At 51.1% G+C, this 16,087-nt stretch carries 16 protein-coding genes and 3 pseudogenes; 4 read left to right on the top strand and 15 right to left on the bottom strand.

What is annotated here, in order from left to right:
• Positions 1–55 precede the first annotated feature (55 nt).
• Positions 56–2,428 carry a TonB-dependent receptor domain-containing protein gene (locus AAIG39_RS12510; RefSeq protein WP_343193979.1) on the bottom strand — a complete coding sequence of 791 codons (2,373 nt, stop codon included), beginning with the start codon at positions 2,426–2,428 and terminating at the stop codon, positions 56–58.
• 220 nt (positions 2,429–2,648) lie between these two features.
• On the opposite strand from AAIG39_RS12510, the gene AAIG39_RS12505 reads away from it, so the two are divergent.
• Both AAIG39_RS12505 and AAIG39_RS12500 read left to right on the top strand, forming a co-directional pair.
• A complete protein-coding gene (locus AAIG39_RS12505) occupies positions 2,649–2,936 on the top strand; it encodes an Rdx family protein (RefSeq protein ID WP_343194078.1) in 288 nt (95 codons plus the stop codon).
• Positions 2,937–2,957: 21 nt separating this feature from the next.
• Positions 2,958–3,107, top strand: a complete 150-nt coding sequence (locus AAIG39_RS12500; protein ID WP_343193978.1) for a hypothetical protein — start codon at positions 2,958–2,960, stop codon at positions 3,105–3,107.
• Between the two features lie 60 nt (positions 3,108–3,167).
• Here the strand turns inward: AAIG39_RS12500 and AAIG39_RS12495 are convergent, their stop codons facing one another.
• From AAIG39_RS12495 to exaC, 4 genes are all read right to left on the bottom strand, one after another.
• Complete coding sequence (locus AAIG39_RS12495) at positions 3,168–4,142, bottom strand: diguanylate cyclase (RefSeq protein WP_090085074.1); 975 nt, start codon at positions 4,140–4,142, stop codon at positions 3,168–3,170.
• Between the two features lie 5 nt (positions 4,143–4,147).
• Positions 4,148–4,786 (bottom strand): chemotaxis protein CheC, encoded by a 639-nt coding sequence (locus AAIG39_RS12490; protein WP_090085076.1) that lies wholly within the window; start codon positions 4,784–4,786, stop codon positions 4,148–4,150.
• A complete protein-coding gene (locus tag AAIG39_RS12485) occupies positions 4,786–5,151 on the bottom strand; it encodes a response regulator (protein ID WP_343193977.1) in 366 nt (121 codons plus the stop codon). Before AAIG39_RS12485 ends, AAIG39_RS12490 begins: the two co-directional genes overlap by 1 nt.
• 376 nt (positions 5,152–5,527) lie before the next feature.
• The gene (exaC, locus tag AAIG39_RS12480) at positions 5,528–7,048 is read right to left on the bottom strand and encodes an acetaldehyde dehydrogenase ExaC (protein ID WP_090085079.1); all 1,521 of its coding nucleotides are present in this window, start codon (positions 7,046–7,048) and stop codon (positions 5,528–5,530) included.
• Positions 7,049–7,322: 274 nt separating this feature from the next.
• Here exaC and AAIG39_RS12475 point away from each other — a divergent pair, with 274 nt between their 5' ends.
• Complete coding sequence (locus AAIG39_RS12475) at positions 7,323–9,095, top strand: sigma-54-dependent Fis family transcriptional regulator (protein ID WP_090085081.1); 1,773 nt, start codon at positions 7,323–7,325, stop codon at positions 9,093–9,095.
• A 48-nt stretch (positions 9,096–9,143) separates the two neighbouring features.
• Here the strand turns inward: AAIG39_RS12475 and AAIG39_RS12470 are convergent, their stop codons facing one another.
• The 4 genes from AAIG39_RS12470 to AAIG39_RS12455 all read right to left on the bottom strand — a co-directional run bounded on the left by AAIG39_RS12470 (position 9,144) and on the right by AAIG39_RS12455 (position 13,045).
• Positions 9,144–9,839, bottom strand: a complete 696-nt coding sequence (locus AAIG39_RS12470; protein WP_343193976.1) for a glutamine amidotransferase — start codon at positions 9,837–9,839, stop codon at positions 9,144–9,146.
• Between the two features lie 418 nt (positions 9,840–10,257).
• On the bottom strand, positions 10,258–11,769 hold the full coding sequence (locus tag AAIG39_RS12465) for a hypothetical protein (RefSeq protein WP_343193975.1): 1,512 nt from the start codon (positions 11,767–11,769) through the stop codon (positions 10,258–10,260).
• Positions 11,769–12,689, bottom strand: coding sequence for a glycosyltransferase family 2 protein (locus AAIG39_RS12460; protein ID WP_249569070.1), 921 nt, complete (start codon positions 12,687–12,689; stop codon positions 11,769–11,771). Before AAIG39_RS12460 ends, AAIG39_RS12465 begins: the two co-directional genes overlap by 1 nt.
• Entirely contained in the window at positions 12,686–13,045 is a 360-nt protein-coding gene (locus AAIG39_RS12455; RefSeq protein ID WP_103245679.1) for a GtrA family protein, read from the bottom strand. Before AAIG39_RS12455 ends, AAIG39_RS12460 begins: the two co-directional genes overlap by 4 nt.
• 320 nt (positions 13,046–13,365) lie before the next feature.
• Here AAIG39_RS12455 and AAIG39_RS12450 point away from each other — a divergent pair, with 320 nt between their 5' ends.
• Positions 13,366–13,662, top strand: coding sequence for a SymE family type I addiction module toxin (locus AAIG39_RS12450; protein ID WP_343194077.1), 297 nt, complete (start codon positions 13,366–13,368; stop codon positions 13,660–13,662).
• 46 nt (positions 13,663–13,708) lie between these two features.
• Here AAIG39_RS12450 and AAIG39_RS12445 read toward each other — a convergent pair whose 3' ends face one another.
• The 6 genes and pseudogenes from AAIG39_RS12445 to AAIG39_RS12420 all read right to left on the bottom strand — a co-directional run.
• The gene (locus AAIG39_RS12445; protein WP_090089382.1) at positions 13,709–14,041 is read right to left on the bottom strand and encodes a barstar family protein; all 333 of its coding nucleotides are present in this window, start codon (positions 14,039–14,041) and stop codon (positions 13,709–13,711) included.
• Positions 14,042–14,046: 5 nt separating this feature from the next.
• A pseudogene (locus tag AAIG39_RS12440) lies at positions 14,047–14,292 on the bottom strand (ribonuclease domain-containing protein); the annotation flags it as partial.
• Positions 14,293–14,397: 105 nt separating this feature from the next.
• A pseudogene (locus AAIG39_RS12435) lies at positions 14,398–14,802 on the bottom strand (RHS repeat-associated core domain-containing protein); the annotation flags it as partial.
• A gap of 110 nt (positions 14,803–14,912) precedes the next feature.
• Positions 14,913–15,215: a hypothetical protein gene (locus AAIG39_RS12430; protein WP_343193974.1), complete on the bottom strand. Its 303-nt coding sequence runs from the start codon at positions 15,213–15,215 to the stop codon at positions 14,913–14,915.
• Between the two features lie 7 nt (positions 15,216–15,222).
• Positions 15,223–15,585 carry a DUF7587 domain-containing protein gene (locus AAIG39_RS12425; RefSeq protein WP_343194086.1) on the bottom strand — a complete coding sequence of 121 codons (363 nt, stop codon included), beginning with the start codon at positions 15,583–15,585 and terminating at the stop codon, positions 15,223–15,225.
• A gap of 27 nt (positions 15,586–15,612) precedes the next feature.
• Positions 15,613–15,940, bottom strand: a pseudogene (locus AAIG39_RS12420) (RHS repeat-associated core domain-containing protein); the annotation flags it as partial.
• Positions 15,941–16,087: the final 147 nt, after the last annotated feature.

The raw sequence follows: 16,087 nt of genomic DNA, 5'->3' as shown, positions 1-16,087 counted from the left end.
TTTGTTCTGTGAATCCTCCGGCGCACAGGCCGGAGGGCAGGTTAAGTGAAAGAAATTAAAAATCGACGTTCACGCCCAGTTGCCATGTACGGCCGGGCATCACGGCCAGCGCTTTGTCATAAGCATCCTGTCGGGTGGTCTCTTCCTGGGTACGGCTGTTGAGATAATCCCGGTATTTGCGATCGGTGATGTTGTAGACGCCGCCGTGCAGTTTGACGTTTTTCGCCACCTGCCAGTAGGCGGTCCAGTCCAGCAGACCGTAGCCCGGCACGCGCATATATTCGGTGCTGGATTCGCCAAGGGACGAGCCGTTATTGCTGTAGGATTCACGGGTGGTGGCCGTCGCCTGTTTGCCTTTCACGAAGGTGGCGGTCAGCGCGGTGCCATAACGTTTTGCCGGGTCATCCCAGGCCAGGCCAGCGATGGCTTTCATCGGCGCGACGCTATCAAGGTCTATATATTTATCGCCCAGGTAACTCGATTTCGACTGGCCTTGCGTGTAGCCGTATGCCAGCGTTGCGCTCAGGCCGTTGACCTCTTCAAACCAGCTGCCGATGTTGAATCTGGCGCTGATTTCACCGCCATAGATCCAGGCTTTATCGCGATTTTCTGCCTGATACGTGGTGTAAATATTGGACGGTATGCGGGTGAACTTGTCCGGGTTCCCGGCACGGGTGTAACGGGTATAGGCGATAAAGTTCTTATAGGTGTTGTAGAAAAGCGCGGTACGCAGAGTAACCCCTTCCACCACCTCGCCCTTCATCCCCCATTCGAGGTTATCGCTGGTTTCGGTTTTAAGGTCGGTATTACCAACCAGTGCATACTGCCCGCGCCCTGCATAGTTTGAACCCAGGTTCCAGGAGCCGTAGAGCTGGCTGGCGTTGGGGAATTCCGCCCCGCGTTTATATTGCAGATAGGTCATCAGACGCGGGGTCAGATCGTAGCGGAAGGTCAGGGACGGCAGCCACTGGGTATCCGCATTTTTGCCATACAGCGTGGCAACGTCGGACTCATTCAGCACCGGGCTGTTGGTGGTCAGGCTGGTGAGGTTATCCGGTTTCGTCGACTGATGCACAACGCGCACGCCAGGGATAATCGCAAAGTTACGGTCGGCAAGATCGAAATTAATCTGATCCTGAGCGAATGCACCCAGCGTGTAGCCACGGCTATCCGCTTCCGGCTGCATGATTTCGCTGAATATACCCGGTACTGGCGACTGACTGAACGGACGCTGCGTTTTGCTGGCGCTGGCGTTGAAACCCGCGCTCAAATCATGGCGCCCGAGGGCTTTCGTCAGTGCGTTGGTGATGCCCCAGGTATCGGTGTCATAGTTTGAATTGACCGTCTCCATCGACAGCGTGGTGCTGTCCGGCATGTACGTCCAGTCGTGGGCTTCGGTATACTGGTAGTATATTTTGGTGGACATGCTGTCCAGCCAGGCATTCTCCGGCGTCCAGTCATCTTTCAGGCTGAGTCCCCAGCGGCGCGTCTGGCTGGTCTGGCTGGCATTACCAATAATGGAGCTGCCCGCGCTATTCCACGCATCGTAATGGGTGTGATTGGTTTTGTGGTAGTAATCGAACGTACCGGTAAATTTGTGCTTATCATTCGGCTGCCAGATACCGGAAGTGAGCATCGCATCGGAGTGCCAGTTGGCCGGGTAGGCGTCAATGGTGCCGCTGTTGTTGCGGGTCTGCTGACCGTCGCGGCGGCTGTAGACAAAGATACCGCGCAGGGTTTCATCGCCGCCCGCCGCCGTCAGGCCATTGTGCCAGCTGCGATCGGCAGAATCATAGTCCGTCTGATAACCAAAGTAAGACTGCTTACCCGCATGCAGATAATTGTCCGCTGATTTCGGCTGGAACGAGACGTTGCCGCCGATAGAGGTGTTAGCGGTTTCGGTGGAGGTGGCGCCAGACTGGATATCAATCCCACCGTACATATACGGGTCGATATAATCGCGGCCAATACCAAAGGTGTTCAGACCGGCACGGCTGACGTAACTACGCCCGGTGGCGTCGGGTTGCGCTATTCCGTCAACATCGATACCGACACGGTTGCTTTCCAGCCCGCGAATGTTGTATCCGGTATAACCGCCACGGTCGAAGCCGCTTTTGCCATTGCCGGAACCGCCGCTTGCGCCGGTTGCGCTAATAAGCGGTTCATAGCGCATGACTGAGCCAAAGTCGTTGGCGCCTTTGTTTTGTAGCTCCTCCGCGCTCACCGTATGGCTGCTGCCCTCTTTCAGTACTGGCGCCGGTGCGCTGACAACGATCTCCTCGGCATTATCCTGCCGGGTATCGGTCGCGGTGGTCTGTTTGACGTGAGTATCAGCCGCCATAGCCGTGGTCTGATACAGTGCTGCGAGCAGTGAAGTCACCAGGGCGCTCTTGCGAAACGGTGCCCGGGAAAGTTGCGATGTACCCATAATTTGCAAGCCTTAGAATTTATTAGTATCAGGCCCACCGTGCTTCCAGTTTATTATTGAGCGGATAATGTCAGCACAAGACACACTGATTCGCTCTTTATCTTGACGTGAATAATAATGATAATAATTATCAGTTGCAACAACTTCACAATTCCTTCACGCTTTGCGCACTCTTTTGTCTACACTAAGCCAACGTTTACACTTGCCGGTTAACATGAATATGCAGACCAAACCCGCTATCACCTTACAGTACTGCTCCCAGTGCAACTGGATGCTCCGCGCTTGCTGGATGGCGCAGGAACTCCTCCACAGTTTTAATACCGACTTAGGTTCCGTTACCCTGGTGCCGGGCACTGGCGGTATTTTTACCATTGATATTGATGGTCAAGTTATCTGGGACCGTAAAACGGATGGCGGTTTTCCGGATGCGGCAGAGTTGAAACGCCGCGTGCGGGATTACTGCTTCCCGGATAAAGAGCTCGGGCATGTGGAAAAGAAAAACACTTAACCGTCGTGGAAGCTGCCTGATATGAAGCGAAAAACAGGAGCAGCGGCGCTGGCATTGAATAAAGAAAATCAATCAAGGATGGGGGGAACAGAAGGGATGACCATGTCTCTGACACTGCTCCATTACCAGCCGCCACTGTTTTGTCGCTTTACGCAGCGAGGGGCGGCGTAAAATTACTGGATCAGTAAGCCGGGGCCTGCGCAGGCCCCGGTGGTAAACATACGTTCCCGCTCAACCCGGCTGGGACGATTTAGGGGGGACTAACGCCTCGCTCCAGGCTGCGGTGCTGGCGCGAACGATATTACGCCCGGCACGCTTGGCCTCGTACAACGCGTCATCCGCCGCCTGAATTAAGCAGGCAAAGTCCGTATGCACACGTTGGTTGAGGCTGGCAACACCGACGCTGACGCTCACTACGTCGCCCGGCGAATCAGAATTCGGCAACCCCAGCGCCTGAACACTCGCACGCAATCTTTCCGCCACGACGACCGCATCAGCCGAGCGCGTTTCCGGCAATAGCGCACAAAACTCTTCCCCGCCGTAACGGAATAGCATGTCATAAGGGCGCAGCAATGAACCTCGCATGGCCGCTGCTATCTGTTGCAGGCAGAGATCCCCCTGCTGATGACCGTAACGATCGTTGTAGCGCTTGAAGTAATCCACATCAATCAACAACAGCGCCAGCGGTTTGTTATTGCGCTTACTGGCACGCCACTCTTTCGCAATGCACAGATCAAAATAGCGACGATTGCCCACGCCCGTCAGTCCATCGGATAACGACTGTGAGAGCAGCACATGCGCCTGTTCGCGTAACAGCGACTCCCGGCGAACGGCCATACTGACATCTACAATCTGAATGAGACAGTAGCGTTCCACATCGCCGAGCGGAACGATAGTGATCGCCTGACTCAAACGTTCACCTGGCTGTGCGGGTTCCGCAAACAGCGGGAACGGTGAACGATGCAGTGACTGCGATAACAGCGCCGGTAAGTTGTGACAAATAGCTTGTTTAATCGCTACGCCAACCCGGTGGTTACGCAGATCCGGAAAAAGCGCGAAAAAATCCTGACCTTTGGCTTCGCTTGCCGCACGACCTGTATGTGCTTCTAACCACGCGTTCCACAGGGTTACCTTGTAGTTCGCATCAACAACAATCACGCCCAGACTCAGGGCGGAAAATGCATCCAGTAGCAGCTTGTCATTCATGGTTATCAGAGCCCGTCGGAAGCAAAACCAGATTCAACGCGTTCAATATAGAGGCTGATTTGTTCGCGCAAATCACGCAACGCCGACATGTCCAGGATAAAAGCCAGATACCCTTCAATTTCCTGACGCTCCAGCGAAAAATCGATGCGCAACATTAGCACCGATGGGTCGCTGGGGTCGTGCGACGGGTTCAGGATCTGCTCACTGGTCCCCACACGAAACACGGGCAATGAACCCTGTAACTCTTTCTGAAACATATTCGCCAGCGTACCCACACAGGCATTGAGCACAATATTACCGATTTCGCTCATCGCTTCGCGCTCCATCTCGCCCAGTTCATGGGCAGGGATCAGATCCCCCACCATCATGCGGACGATTTCAAAGCTTGCGGTCTCGGGGAACATCAGGATAGCTTCGGTGGCGTACGCCCCTTTATATTGCTGGCTGATACCACACAATGAGAGACCGGCCCCGAGCTCCTCGGCCGCTTCCGAACGCGTGGTAATGCGCACCGACGGAACAGACATGCGGACTTCTTCGTTAACGATGTCACTCATCGCGGCAGCCGCGTGACCCACACCGATATTGAAAATTTCCATCAGGCTATCCGCTTCGATTTCGCTCATATCCGTCAAATCGATCATCAGTTCGACTCCAGGTTTTGCAGCATGGCGTGAATTTGCGGTTCTTTAATCGGTTTGGATAAAAAGCCCAGACCAAGCTGGTCGGCCTGCGCCTGCACCGAGTTCTGCACGTTAGCCGTTAGCAGCACGATATGCATATCCGGGTAAGTCTCACGCAGGATTGCCGCCGCCGCAAGACCGCCCATTCCTGGCATATTGACATCCAGCAGGATCAGATACGGTTTTTTGATGGCCGCCATCTCAATAGCCTGCTCGCCAGTCGCCGCCTCTTCAATCTGCCACTCAGGATGCTGGCTGAGTACATACTGCTTTGAGATCATGCGTGACAACCGGCTGTCATCCACGATGAGAATATGTCTGGACATAATTTTACTTTCTCTTTTATTTATTCAACTGGCATAAAAATCGCCCGACTTGCTGTGTCGGTCTTTGCACGCAGTACCGCTTATTCTCACCCTGGTTGCGCAATATTTCCCTTAGGTCACACTATTCATCGGCAGCAATGGCTATTTAATTAGTGCCAGATTGTAAGAAGTTGCACTTCGCGCGTAGCTTAGTCGGCTAAGTGATGCTTTATTCACCATAATGCCATCTTAGAGTTAAAAAAACGGTGCAATGCGCTGAAAAGAAGACCTTATATGCAGGATGGTGGCGCGCGGCATATGGCGTGGAGCCGTAAAAAAAGAAAAAGCGGAGCATGACTGCCCCGCTTCCCCCTGTCTTGATGCAATTACCGCGCTTTTAGTAGAAACCCATCGCCTTACCGCTGTAGCTCACCAGCAGGTTTTTAATCTGTTGATAGTGACTCAGTGCGAGTTTATGGGTTTCACGCCCTACGCCGGAGTTTTTATACCCACCGAATGCCGCATGGGCCGGATAGAGATGGTAGCAGTTGGTCCATACGCGACCGGCTTTAATGTTGCGTCCCATGCGCCATGCACGATTGATATCCAGCGTCCACAGCCCGGCCCCCAGTCCATATTCTGTGTCGTTGGCGATACGCAGCGCTTCCGCTTCATCTTTAAAGGTAGTAATGCCGATAACCGGCCCAAAGATCTCCTCCTGGAAGCAGCGCATATGGTTCTCACCTTTGATCAACGTCGGCTGGATATAGAAACCATTTTGCAGATGGTTATCGTGCGCAACGTGTGCGCCGCCGGTGATGATCTCGCCCCCTTCTTCTCTGGCGATGTTGATATAAGAGAGGATCTTGTCGTACTGCTCGCGGGAGGCCTGCGCGCCAATCATGGTGTCGGTGTCAAAGGGGTCGCCTTTGCGGATGTTTTCCATACGCGCCACGACTTTTTCAACGAACTGCGGGTAGATTGATTCTTGTACCAGCACGCGTGATGGACAGGTACAGACTTCGCCCTGATTAAAGAAGCCCAGCACCACCCCTTCAATGGCTTTATCGATATATTCTTCATCGCCATTGAGCACATCTTCAAAGTAGATGTTCGGCGATTTACCGCCCAGCTCAACGGTGCTCGGAATGATATTGTCCGCAGCGCAAGAGAGGATATGGCGGCCAATCGGCGTTGATCCAGTAAAGGCGATTTTTTCAATACGTTTACTGCGGGCCAGCGGTTCGCCCGCTTCGGTACCGTAGCCGTGCACCACGTTCAGCACCCCTTTCGGCAGTAAATCACCGATAAGCTCCATCAGCACACAAATGCCGAGCGGGGTCTGCTCTGCCGGTTTCAGTACGATACAGTTACCTGCCGCCAGCGCCGGACCCAGTTTCCAGGCCGCCATCAGCAGCGGGAAGTTCCACGGGATAATCTGCCCGACCACCCCCAGCGGTTCATAAATGTGATAGGCGACGGTGTTGCTGTCAATTTCTGCTGCCGTCCCTTCCTGCGCGCGAATACAGCCTGCGAAGTAGCGGAAATGATCCACCGCCAGCGGCAGGTCGGCATTCAGCGTTTCGCGGATGGGTTTGCCATTATCCCAGGTTTCCGTCAGAGCCAGCAGCTCCAGATTCTGCTCAATGCGATCGGCGATCGCCAGCAGCACGTTCGAACGTTCCTGCGCACTGGTTTTGCCCCACGCATCGGCGGCGGCATGGGCGGCGTCGAGCGCCTTTTCGATGTCCGCAGCACCTGAACGCGGGAACTCAGCAATCACTTCCCCGGTCACCGGTGTGGTGTTGGTAAACCAGCGCCCTTCTACCGGATCGACAAATTCACCGCCAATGTAGTTGCCATAACGTTTTTTAAAGGAGACTTTAGCGCCGGCCAGGCCAGGGTGAATGTATTTCATAAGATGTTCCTCTATTTTTATGGGTACAGGTGAGGCGTCGCGCCCCATGCGGACATATCTTCATAAGCAGCTCTTATGCCAAAACCTGTCCCGAAAAGAGAAAATCTTCTTTTTTTCTTTAAAAACAAGAAATTAGTTAGCAAAAACTTTTATCGTCATCCTCTCGAAGGCTAAAAAAATTCGTGTCGCTCTTCCCGAACTGTGTCGTCCATCGCTACACGCGGGACACTTTTATGCTACACAATTGTAACATCTCAGTTCTCCGGAGTGTGCCATGCCGCATCGCGTACCGTCTTTCACTCTTGCCCCGCAGACCACAGGCCTTCCCTGCCAACTGGAAGACTCCTGGCAGCGTAGCCTCAACTACGGGCTTCATCGCGACGACGATACCCAGCCGTGGGTAGCGACGTCGATGCTGAAAGACGCGCGGGCGGAAAATGCATGGATAAGCCAGTTGGTTTCTCCGCTCCTTGCCAGGCTGGGACCAGAATTATCCAGCCATCCGTCCATCATGGTGATGTCCGATGCCACCGGTCTGGTACTGGAAACCCACGGCAACGCCGACTTCCTGCATAAAGCTCAGCGTTATGCACTGGCGCCGGGTAACCTGTGGGGTGAGCATGCACGTGGAACCAACGCCATTGGCACTGCGCTTGCCATGCAGCGTCACTGCGAGGTCTCCGGCGGTGAACACTATCTTAACCGCAATGCCGGACTGTTCTGTTCTGCCTCACCGGTGTTTCGCCCGGACGGGACCGTCGCTGGCGTGCTGGACATCTCCACACCAGCACAACTGCCAAAACACGATGCGGCAGCGCTGATTCGCCGGGCAGTCTGCCAGATTGAACACGCCTGGACTGCCAGCGCCGTCAGTGCCGATCGCTGGCTTTTGAGCCTGCACAGTGACGCCAGCGTACTGGGAAGCGCTCAGGAACTGCTGCTGATTTTTGAGCAGAACACGTTGCTGGGGGCGAACAAACTGGCGATAGACGAGTTCTGTCTCACACCGGGACACTTTGGTGCGACAGCGATCGAGACACTGTTTCCTGGCATCACGCTTAATGCGGGTGAAACCACCCTGGAAGCCAGCAATCGCCAGCGTTATTACGCCCGCCAGACCACGCCAGCGCGTCGTTATATTGGCCGTGGCGTCGCCCGCACGCCGACTGCGGCAGACCCGGAAAAAGAGAAAGCGCTGCGTATTATCAATGCCGGGATTGCCCTGTGTATCACCGGTGAGACAGGGTGCGGTAAAGAACATTGCGCCCGCGAGTTACACAGTCGCAGCCAGTGGCGGGATGGTAACTTTGTCGCCATTAACTGTGCGGCCCTGCCCGAGAACCTGATCGAATCGGAGCTGTTTGGCTATGCTCCTGGCGCGTTTACCGGAGCCAATCCGAAAGGTTATAGCGGGAAATTCCGTGAAGCCCACGGTGGCGTTCTGTTTCTTGATGAAATCGGCGATATGCCGTCGGGTCTGCAAACCCGTTTATTACGCGTCTTGCAGGAGAAAAAAGTGACGCCGCTCGGCTCGAATACCGCCTACAGCGTCAATTTTGCGCTGATCTGCGCCACCCATCAGGATCTTGCCGCGCAGGTGGCCACCGGGGCATTTCGCGAAGACCTGCTGTACCGTATTCAGGAATTTCATCTGCGCATCCCGCCTCTGCGCGAATGGCCCCATACCCGGCAGTTTATCCAGAAATTGTGGCAGGATTTGGGCGCCAGCGCGCGTGATATCACCCTGAGCGAAGAGGCGCTTCACGCCCTTGCCGCTCGCCCCTGGCCGGGCAATGTGCGCCAGTTGTTAAGCCAGTTGCGGGTATTGCTGGCGCTGGCAGATGATCATTCAGTGGTCCGGCTGACGGATTTGCCCGGCGATCCCACGCCCGCCTCAGCGCCCGTTCTGCTGTCGGCCCCCGCCGATGAGCAAATCGCCATCCGTGAGGCCCAGGGCAATATGAGCCTGGCGGCAAAAAAACTGGGAATTTCACGCAGTACCCTTTACCGGCGACTGGAAAAACGCCAGAGCATCGGCAGAGCCTGAAATGCGCTTATCTGTCCGCGCCCTCTCCCGACTCGCCGGGACAAAATATCAGACTGGGAGATTATCAAGCCAGTTGCCTGTCACCTGGCGGGCAGCGCTGGCAAGCCTGGCGCTATAACGCGCGGCATCTTCACGCAACATGCGGGGATCAATTCCGGCATGGCTTAATTCACACGCATGCCCCACCAGCCACCCTTCCAGCCCGGTAGCGGTCACTTCCAGGTGAAACTGAAAACCCAGCCCATGGTTGCCGACGCTGAATGCCTGGTTATCACACACCGCACTGCTGGCAAGGTGCGTGGCACCTGCGGGTATCTCAAAACGGTCACCGTGCCAGTGCAGCACCGGCAGTTGCTGCAACGGCGCAAAATACGCAGGCGCAGCGTCACTGACAGTTATCGGGAAGTAGCCAATTTCTTGTACGCCCATCGACGCAACCGTCGCTCCCAGCGCCGCCGCCATCAACTGAGCCCCCAGGCAGATACCCAGAACCGGTCTACCGTGAGTCAGACGCTCACGGATGATCCGCATCTCGGTCTCGAGGAAAGGATAAACAGACTGTTCGTAAACACCAATCGGTCCGCCCAGCACGATAAGTAAATCGTCGGCCAGCGGGTCAAGCGTTGAAAGGGATTGCACGGGGGTGTCGATATAGCGCCAGCGAAATCCCTTCGCCAGTAAGGTTTCGCCAAGGGAATCGAGATCTTCAAAAGGCACATGACGAAATACAACGGCTGTCTTCATGACGGCTCCTTCAACTGAGTAAAAGACGTACAGGAGCAACAACCTTGTACATGAGTGAAAAACTTGTCAATGACAATATATGAATGGGAGGACGGCACTTCGCAGAACAATAGTGGCGAAAGGCACAACCCACAATTCGTGCCCGCTCGTTGAGTAGAAACTAATGCGGCAAGGGTATGTTGACCCAAACCTTCGGCTGAACGCATCGTCATAAACGCAAAGCGATTATTTGCGCGCCCACTGCGTCTGGACGCCTCATCAGGGAGGTCGGGATAAACGCGAACAGAGTGGCCTAGGGGGGGCGTGGTGGGAGTGTTACTTGTGCAAAACAGAGATTAGCATTCCCCGGCAGTGGGGTTATCACACGGAGGAAGGATCTGTGAGCCCTGAAATAAAATATCAGGGCCCACGTTTGTAATTAGCGTAGCGGTATCCGGTGGTGATAAACGAAAATCGTTATATCGGCGAAGACCAGCGTTTCGTCAGGTTTTCCCAGTTGCGCCCTCACCGCTTCCAGTCGCGGATGGGGTGCAGTTTCCGTTTCGACTGCGGGGATCGCCACAAACTGACGCTCCGGCGAGGTTTCCACATAGGCATCGGTTAGCCAGGATCTCAGCGTCTGAGAGCGCGTGCTGTCAAACTGAATATGGAAATCAACTTTATCAAACATCACCGGGGAAATATGGATATCACCAAACGACAGCCAGTTAACATTGTTGGATAATTTCCAGTAATCTCCATAGCCGAAAGTGAGATTATTCTTTTTCAGGAAAGCGATGTAGTCGTAGGTTTGTTTTTCCTGATCGTACAGCGGCGTTGTAATAACCTGATAGGAATAGAGCGAAGAGGCAATATAGAGCGGGAATACCAGCGCAATGACAGCCTTCTTCGTACTGGAAAACGCCAGAACAGCCATCACAATAGCAAAACAGACCGCGCTGACGAAAAAGCGGGCACTTATATCCGCAGGAAAATCGTAGCTGATAATGAACGATGAAATAATGGCGGAGACGGTAAAAAAGCTGAACAGTGCGACAAAGATACTCTCTGTACTTTTCCTTAAGCAAAGGATAACGGCGTACAGGAACAGAGCCATCCAGATAACAAAAGAGGCGATATAAGCAAGCGGGGTATGAACAAAAAAGAGATTCAGGCTCTTTCCTAAAAGCTGAACGACCCATGCGGCATTATCTGGCCACTGAGCCACAGGCATCAGTTTAAAGCGTTGAATCGGCAAGCCCATCAGTCTTTGCAGGACGTGGGACATACTGATTATAAAACTGACACCCAGGATAATAGTAAACTTCTTCGGAAGAATATGCCGCCAGCTAAAATAACCACAAGTCAGCAGTAGCGGCAGAAAATACGTCGCCAAAAACCAGGGGTCGGAAATAGAGGCAAAAAGCGCAATAAATGTAGTCAGCCAGATTAAAGGCAGGGATTGTTTCTTGATATTGAAGAACGCCAGCGCAAAAACCAGTATTCCAAAGAAGTTAGTAGAATAATGCGAAAAGGGATGTGCAGCGAAACCGAAGGTGTAAACGTAAGCCGGGAGCAGGATCAGACAAATCACTGCGACCAACGCGTACCAGGCTTTCGACATCGCATACACGACACAGGCCAGAATAAAGGCGCTTAACCCCACAAAAACTGACGTAGACAGAACTAACGGATGTATTCCGTCATTCCCCATCAATGCAAAAAAGAGGAAATTAACGGGATAAGTGGTGAAATACCAGTTATCCGGCGTGGGCGCCCAGTCTTTAAAAGCGGAAAACCCCTCTGTAAGAAACGCCCGCCAGACCAGAGGACTATTCGCAGAATCCGGGTCCAGCGCAAAATAGCGCATTGTCAAAAAGTAAGAACCACCGAGGGCAATAATTAACAATAACAGAAAGAAACCAACTTCTTTCAGGCTAAATTTAAACATTACTTATCCTTTTTCGCGCCTTTTACGATATAGCGAGGTCTTTTTTTGGTCTCGACATAAATTCGGCCAATATACTCACCCAATACACCAATACCAATGAGTTGCACACCACCCAGAAACAGGATCGATACGAGTAATGACGGATAACCGGCCACCGCATTACCCCATATCAGTTTATCGATAATCATCCATGTCCCGTAAAGAAACGAGAGCGCAGCAACAAAAAAGCCAATATAGGTCCAGACCCTGAGCGGTAAGGTTGAAAAGCTGGTAAAACCTTCCAGCGCCAGGTTCCATAATTTCCAGCCGTTGAATTTCGACTCTCCGCGAACCCGTTTTGAACGGGTATACTCGACCACCGCTACCTCGCCCTCAACCCAACTCAGTAAGCCCTTCATGAACAAATTGCGTTCCTGTAGCAGCTTAATATTTTCGACCGTTTCACGTGACAACAGACGAAAATCCCCTACGTTCTCTTCAATTTTCGGTGAACTGATTTTGTTGTGGATCCGGTAAAACCAGCCGGCTGTTTTACGTTTAAAACGGCTGTCACTGCTTCTGTCACTACGTTTGGCGAGGACGACGGACCAACCTTCCTGCCATTTATTAATAAGCGCAGGAATGACCTCTATCGGATCCTGGAGATCAACATCAATTGGAATCACCGCATCGCCCGTGGCATATTCCAGCCCCGCCAGCAATGCGGGCTCCTTACCAAAGTTGCGGATGAAGTTAATTGCATTAACGCCAGGATCAGCCTTCGCAAGCGCATCGATAATCTGCTCTGTGGCATCTGTACTGCCATCATTAATAAAAACAATCTCGAGATCGTATTCAGAAAGCGTCTTTTTTGCCGCCTGATAGAAAACAGGAATGGCTTCTTCTTCGTTAAAGACGGGAACAACCAAAGAAATCTTCACTTTTTCACCCTGAAGACAATGAATCTGGAGTAGATAAAACCGAAAACCAGACTGATAGCAGAAAACGCTACGAGTGTAATCACGGGGTTAATATGCGCGCGATCGGCGAGTTTACCGACACCCGCCGCCATAGCCCCCATAAAAATGACATACAACACATAGCGAACGGTCGTCGCCTGGGCTTTGAATGTCCAGCGGGCGTTAACGAAAAATGAAAACGTCACGGCGACACAAAAGGCAGCAAGATTGGCTATCGTCTGGCTGGCACCTGCAAAGAACAGAATGGCGAACACCAGCCAGTGGAGAAGCGTATTGATGACGCCCACGGAGGTGTATCGGACGAACAGTTTTAGCATAAGAATAGCCAGGGTTACCCTGGGCCGGGTCAGGTCGCTGTTTGGGCAGGGATTTTAGCAGTTGCCGCCATAGAGTGAAAGCCAGGATCAGGTAGCGCGCAGAATGGCGAGTTGAGGAAATTCGTCGGGGATGGAGGGTTTTGTGTCAAAGACAGTGATTAATACATTAGCAATGATATTCAACAAAAAAGCGATCAAAGCACCTCATAAGTAACAGATTCACCATAACATACGAAAAGCGCCCACATCATACAGACAAGCTACCCCCGCTCCATGATAGTCCCTTATCTGCACCGGGCCACTCTAAGGCAGAACCCGCCATTTCCAAAACACAGCGTCGTTATAAAATCGGCTATGTCAGCGCCAGCCACATCAACAGCAAAACCTGCATGACCACGTACTACTCACAACATTCCAGCCTGCACCTTAAGGGCGACTGGTTAAAGGAAGCGGGATTTGAGACCGGGCGGGGCGTGACGGTGAGGATTACGGAGGGGTGCCTGACTATCATCGCTGACAATAACGAGATACAGGAACTGCGGGAGGAACTTTATCAGGTTAAACAGGTGGTTAAGGGGATGCGGAACGGGATGTTTAATATGCAGAACGAGAGTTAAATAATAAAGATGCCGGGATTTTTCTTTCCCGGCTTCTTTATAGTTCTCAAGACTTAGATAGCAATAATAATAGTGACGCTTTCTCCCCTAATAATGTACACCTGTTATTTATTTCCTGTATTGCCAAGAGAAAATCATGTTTAAGATCGTCTTGTAAATGATTTATGTCAATGACTTCGAGTAATATATATTCATCCTGCTGTATATTTACGGTTGTCATTCCATCTTCTGGGATTCTCAAGCTAGTAAGACAATCAATAAATGCATGGAAGTTTTTACCATAAAAATCAGGAAAGCCGAACAACCGCTTAAATTTTTCATGAAATTCAGAGTGACTATTTATATCATTGAAATTTACTGATAAATTAATCATTTTCATTACTTTCATCCTCCGAGATCTATTTCTATGAACGAATTGTAATGATCATGACTATAGTACGCCTGACCTGTTTTTGTATCTACAACAATACGTCTTGTCCCTCGATTACCAACACCCGGGGTTCGTACAGTCCATTCTCTATAAGGACCACTCCCTGTATTAAGACGTTGACTATCAGGTGATATTCTAAAGTTATTTTCAAACTGTATTCCATCTCTAGAATATGCAGGTCTGTTTAATTTAATATAATCGATTGTTTTTTGTATTTCTCGCATTTCTGCTGGGGTCATTTTATGTCCCCATTTCTCATTTACAGCCGCATGGAATTCTTTCGGATTTTTAGCGGAATGAGAGCATTTCAGCCCAAGTGGATCGATCCAACTTAACGGATTAGGCGCGTAACTACAGAGACTTAACCCGCCTTTAAGCCCTATCGGGTCCTGCTGGGTAAACCTGGCGCTATCCGGGTCGTAATAACGAAACAAATTGTAGTGCACCCCGGTCTCACGATCCAGGTATTGCTCCTGCATACCCAGGTTCTGCGCATAGCCCGTCTCCTGCGGTATCGACTCGTGCAGCAGTTTCCCCCACACGCTGTTCTGCCCTTCCCAGCGGATATGCCCTTCACGGTCCGTCATCCGTTCTGGCGTACCGTTCGGCTGACAGTGGAACCAGAAGATATCCGGATCCTCTGCGCCATCAATACGCGCTAGCGGTTCATAACTTTCCGCGTCGCTATAAACATAAGTCAGGGGCACATCATCAGGTTAAACAGATGGTTAAGGGGATGCGAAACGGGATGTTTAGTGTGCTGAACGAGAGTTAAAAAATAAAAAGCCGGGAGATTTAATCTTTCCCGGCTTTTATTTCTTCAGCTCAAACAGTTTATCACTAACGAATCTAATTCAATCCATGCATCTTCTAATCTTAATGCTAATTCTGGTTTGTTTTCCCATTTATCAAAACTAGAATATGCATTTCTTATCATTTGAGGCATTGTATATAAATACAATGCCAATTCCTTATCAATAATTGATTCATTTTTCATATGATTAGCAAGACTTTCCAAGCTAGAAATAAGCTTATCATATTCATGATCATTGAAATTCATGTTAACTCTAACATTATCAACAAAATTATTAGTAATTATCTGCTTTTTTATATCATTTAACATTATTCACCTACTTAAATATAATGGCTCCGTGAGGAATCTCCCCAAAAATCAATACTTTATGATGTGCTGCGGCAGCATTCCGAGTAGATGTGGTTTGTAAATTTTCAGCAGCTTTTTTAGCCGTTGAAACATCCAATATTCTGTCTTTCGGTATTTTAGATAAATCAATTTCTATAATAGGATTAGCCGGACGAGTACCCCCATGAGTAGCAAAATACACTGCTGATGCTTGGCTCCTGGTGGTGAAAATCCAAGGGGCGCGTGAATGTGGAGCACCTGCAACGTGTTGGGTTGGTGTTGTTTTGTGATATGGAGTTGGTCTGGTTATTCCATTACCAGCTCGAATACTCGCCATTTGTTCAGGTGTCACTGCTCTTTTGACAGTATTACAATCAGGACTTAACCCGAATGGGTCTATATACGACAGTGGATTCGGCGCATACGCATATAAGTTTATGTCCCCCAGCCAGCCCTATAGGGTCCTGCTGGGTAAACCTGGCGCTATCCGCGTCGTAATGACGAAACAAATTATAGTGCAACCCGTTCTCACGTTCCAGGTATTGCCCCTGTATACGCAGGTTCTGCGCATAGCCCGTCTCCTGCGGTATTGAATCGTGCAGCAGCTTACCTCACGCGCTGTTCTGCCCTTCCCAGCGGATATGTCCTTCACGGTCCGTCATCCGTTCTGGCGTACCGTTCGGCTGACAGTGGAACCAGAAAACATCCAAATACTCTAACGTTTACCCAGCCATTTTTATAGATAAAAAATATACGCTTTTCTTTAGAGAATTATTTTTCGATCGCATAGCCTAATAAGATTATTTTAAACCTGGATGGTTGGCTTTCACCTGCCGCGACAATAATATTTACAG

It is taken from the genome of Phytobacter palmae (assembly GCF_039409775.1).
Lineage (GTDB): Bacteria > Pseudomonadota > Gammaproteobacteria > Enterobacterales > Enterobacteriaceae > Phytobacter > Phytobacter palmae.
The sequence above is the reverse complement of the archived record's forward strand: the minus strand, read 5'-3'. Positions and strand labels throughout refer to the sequence as shown.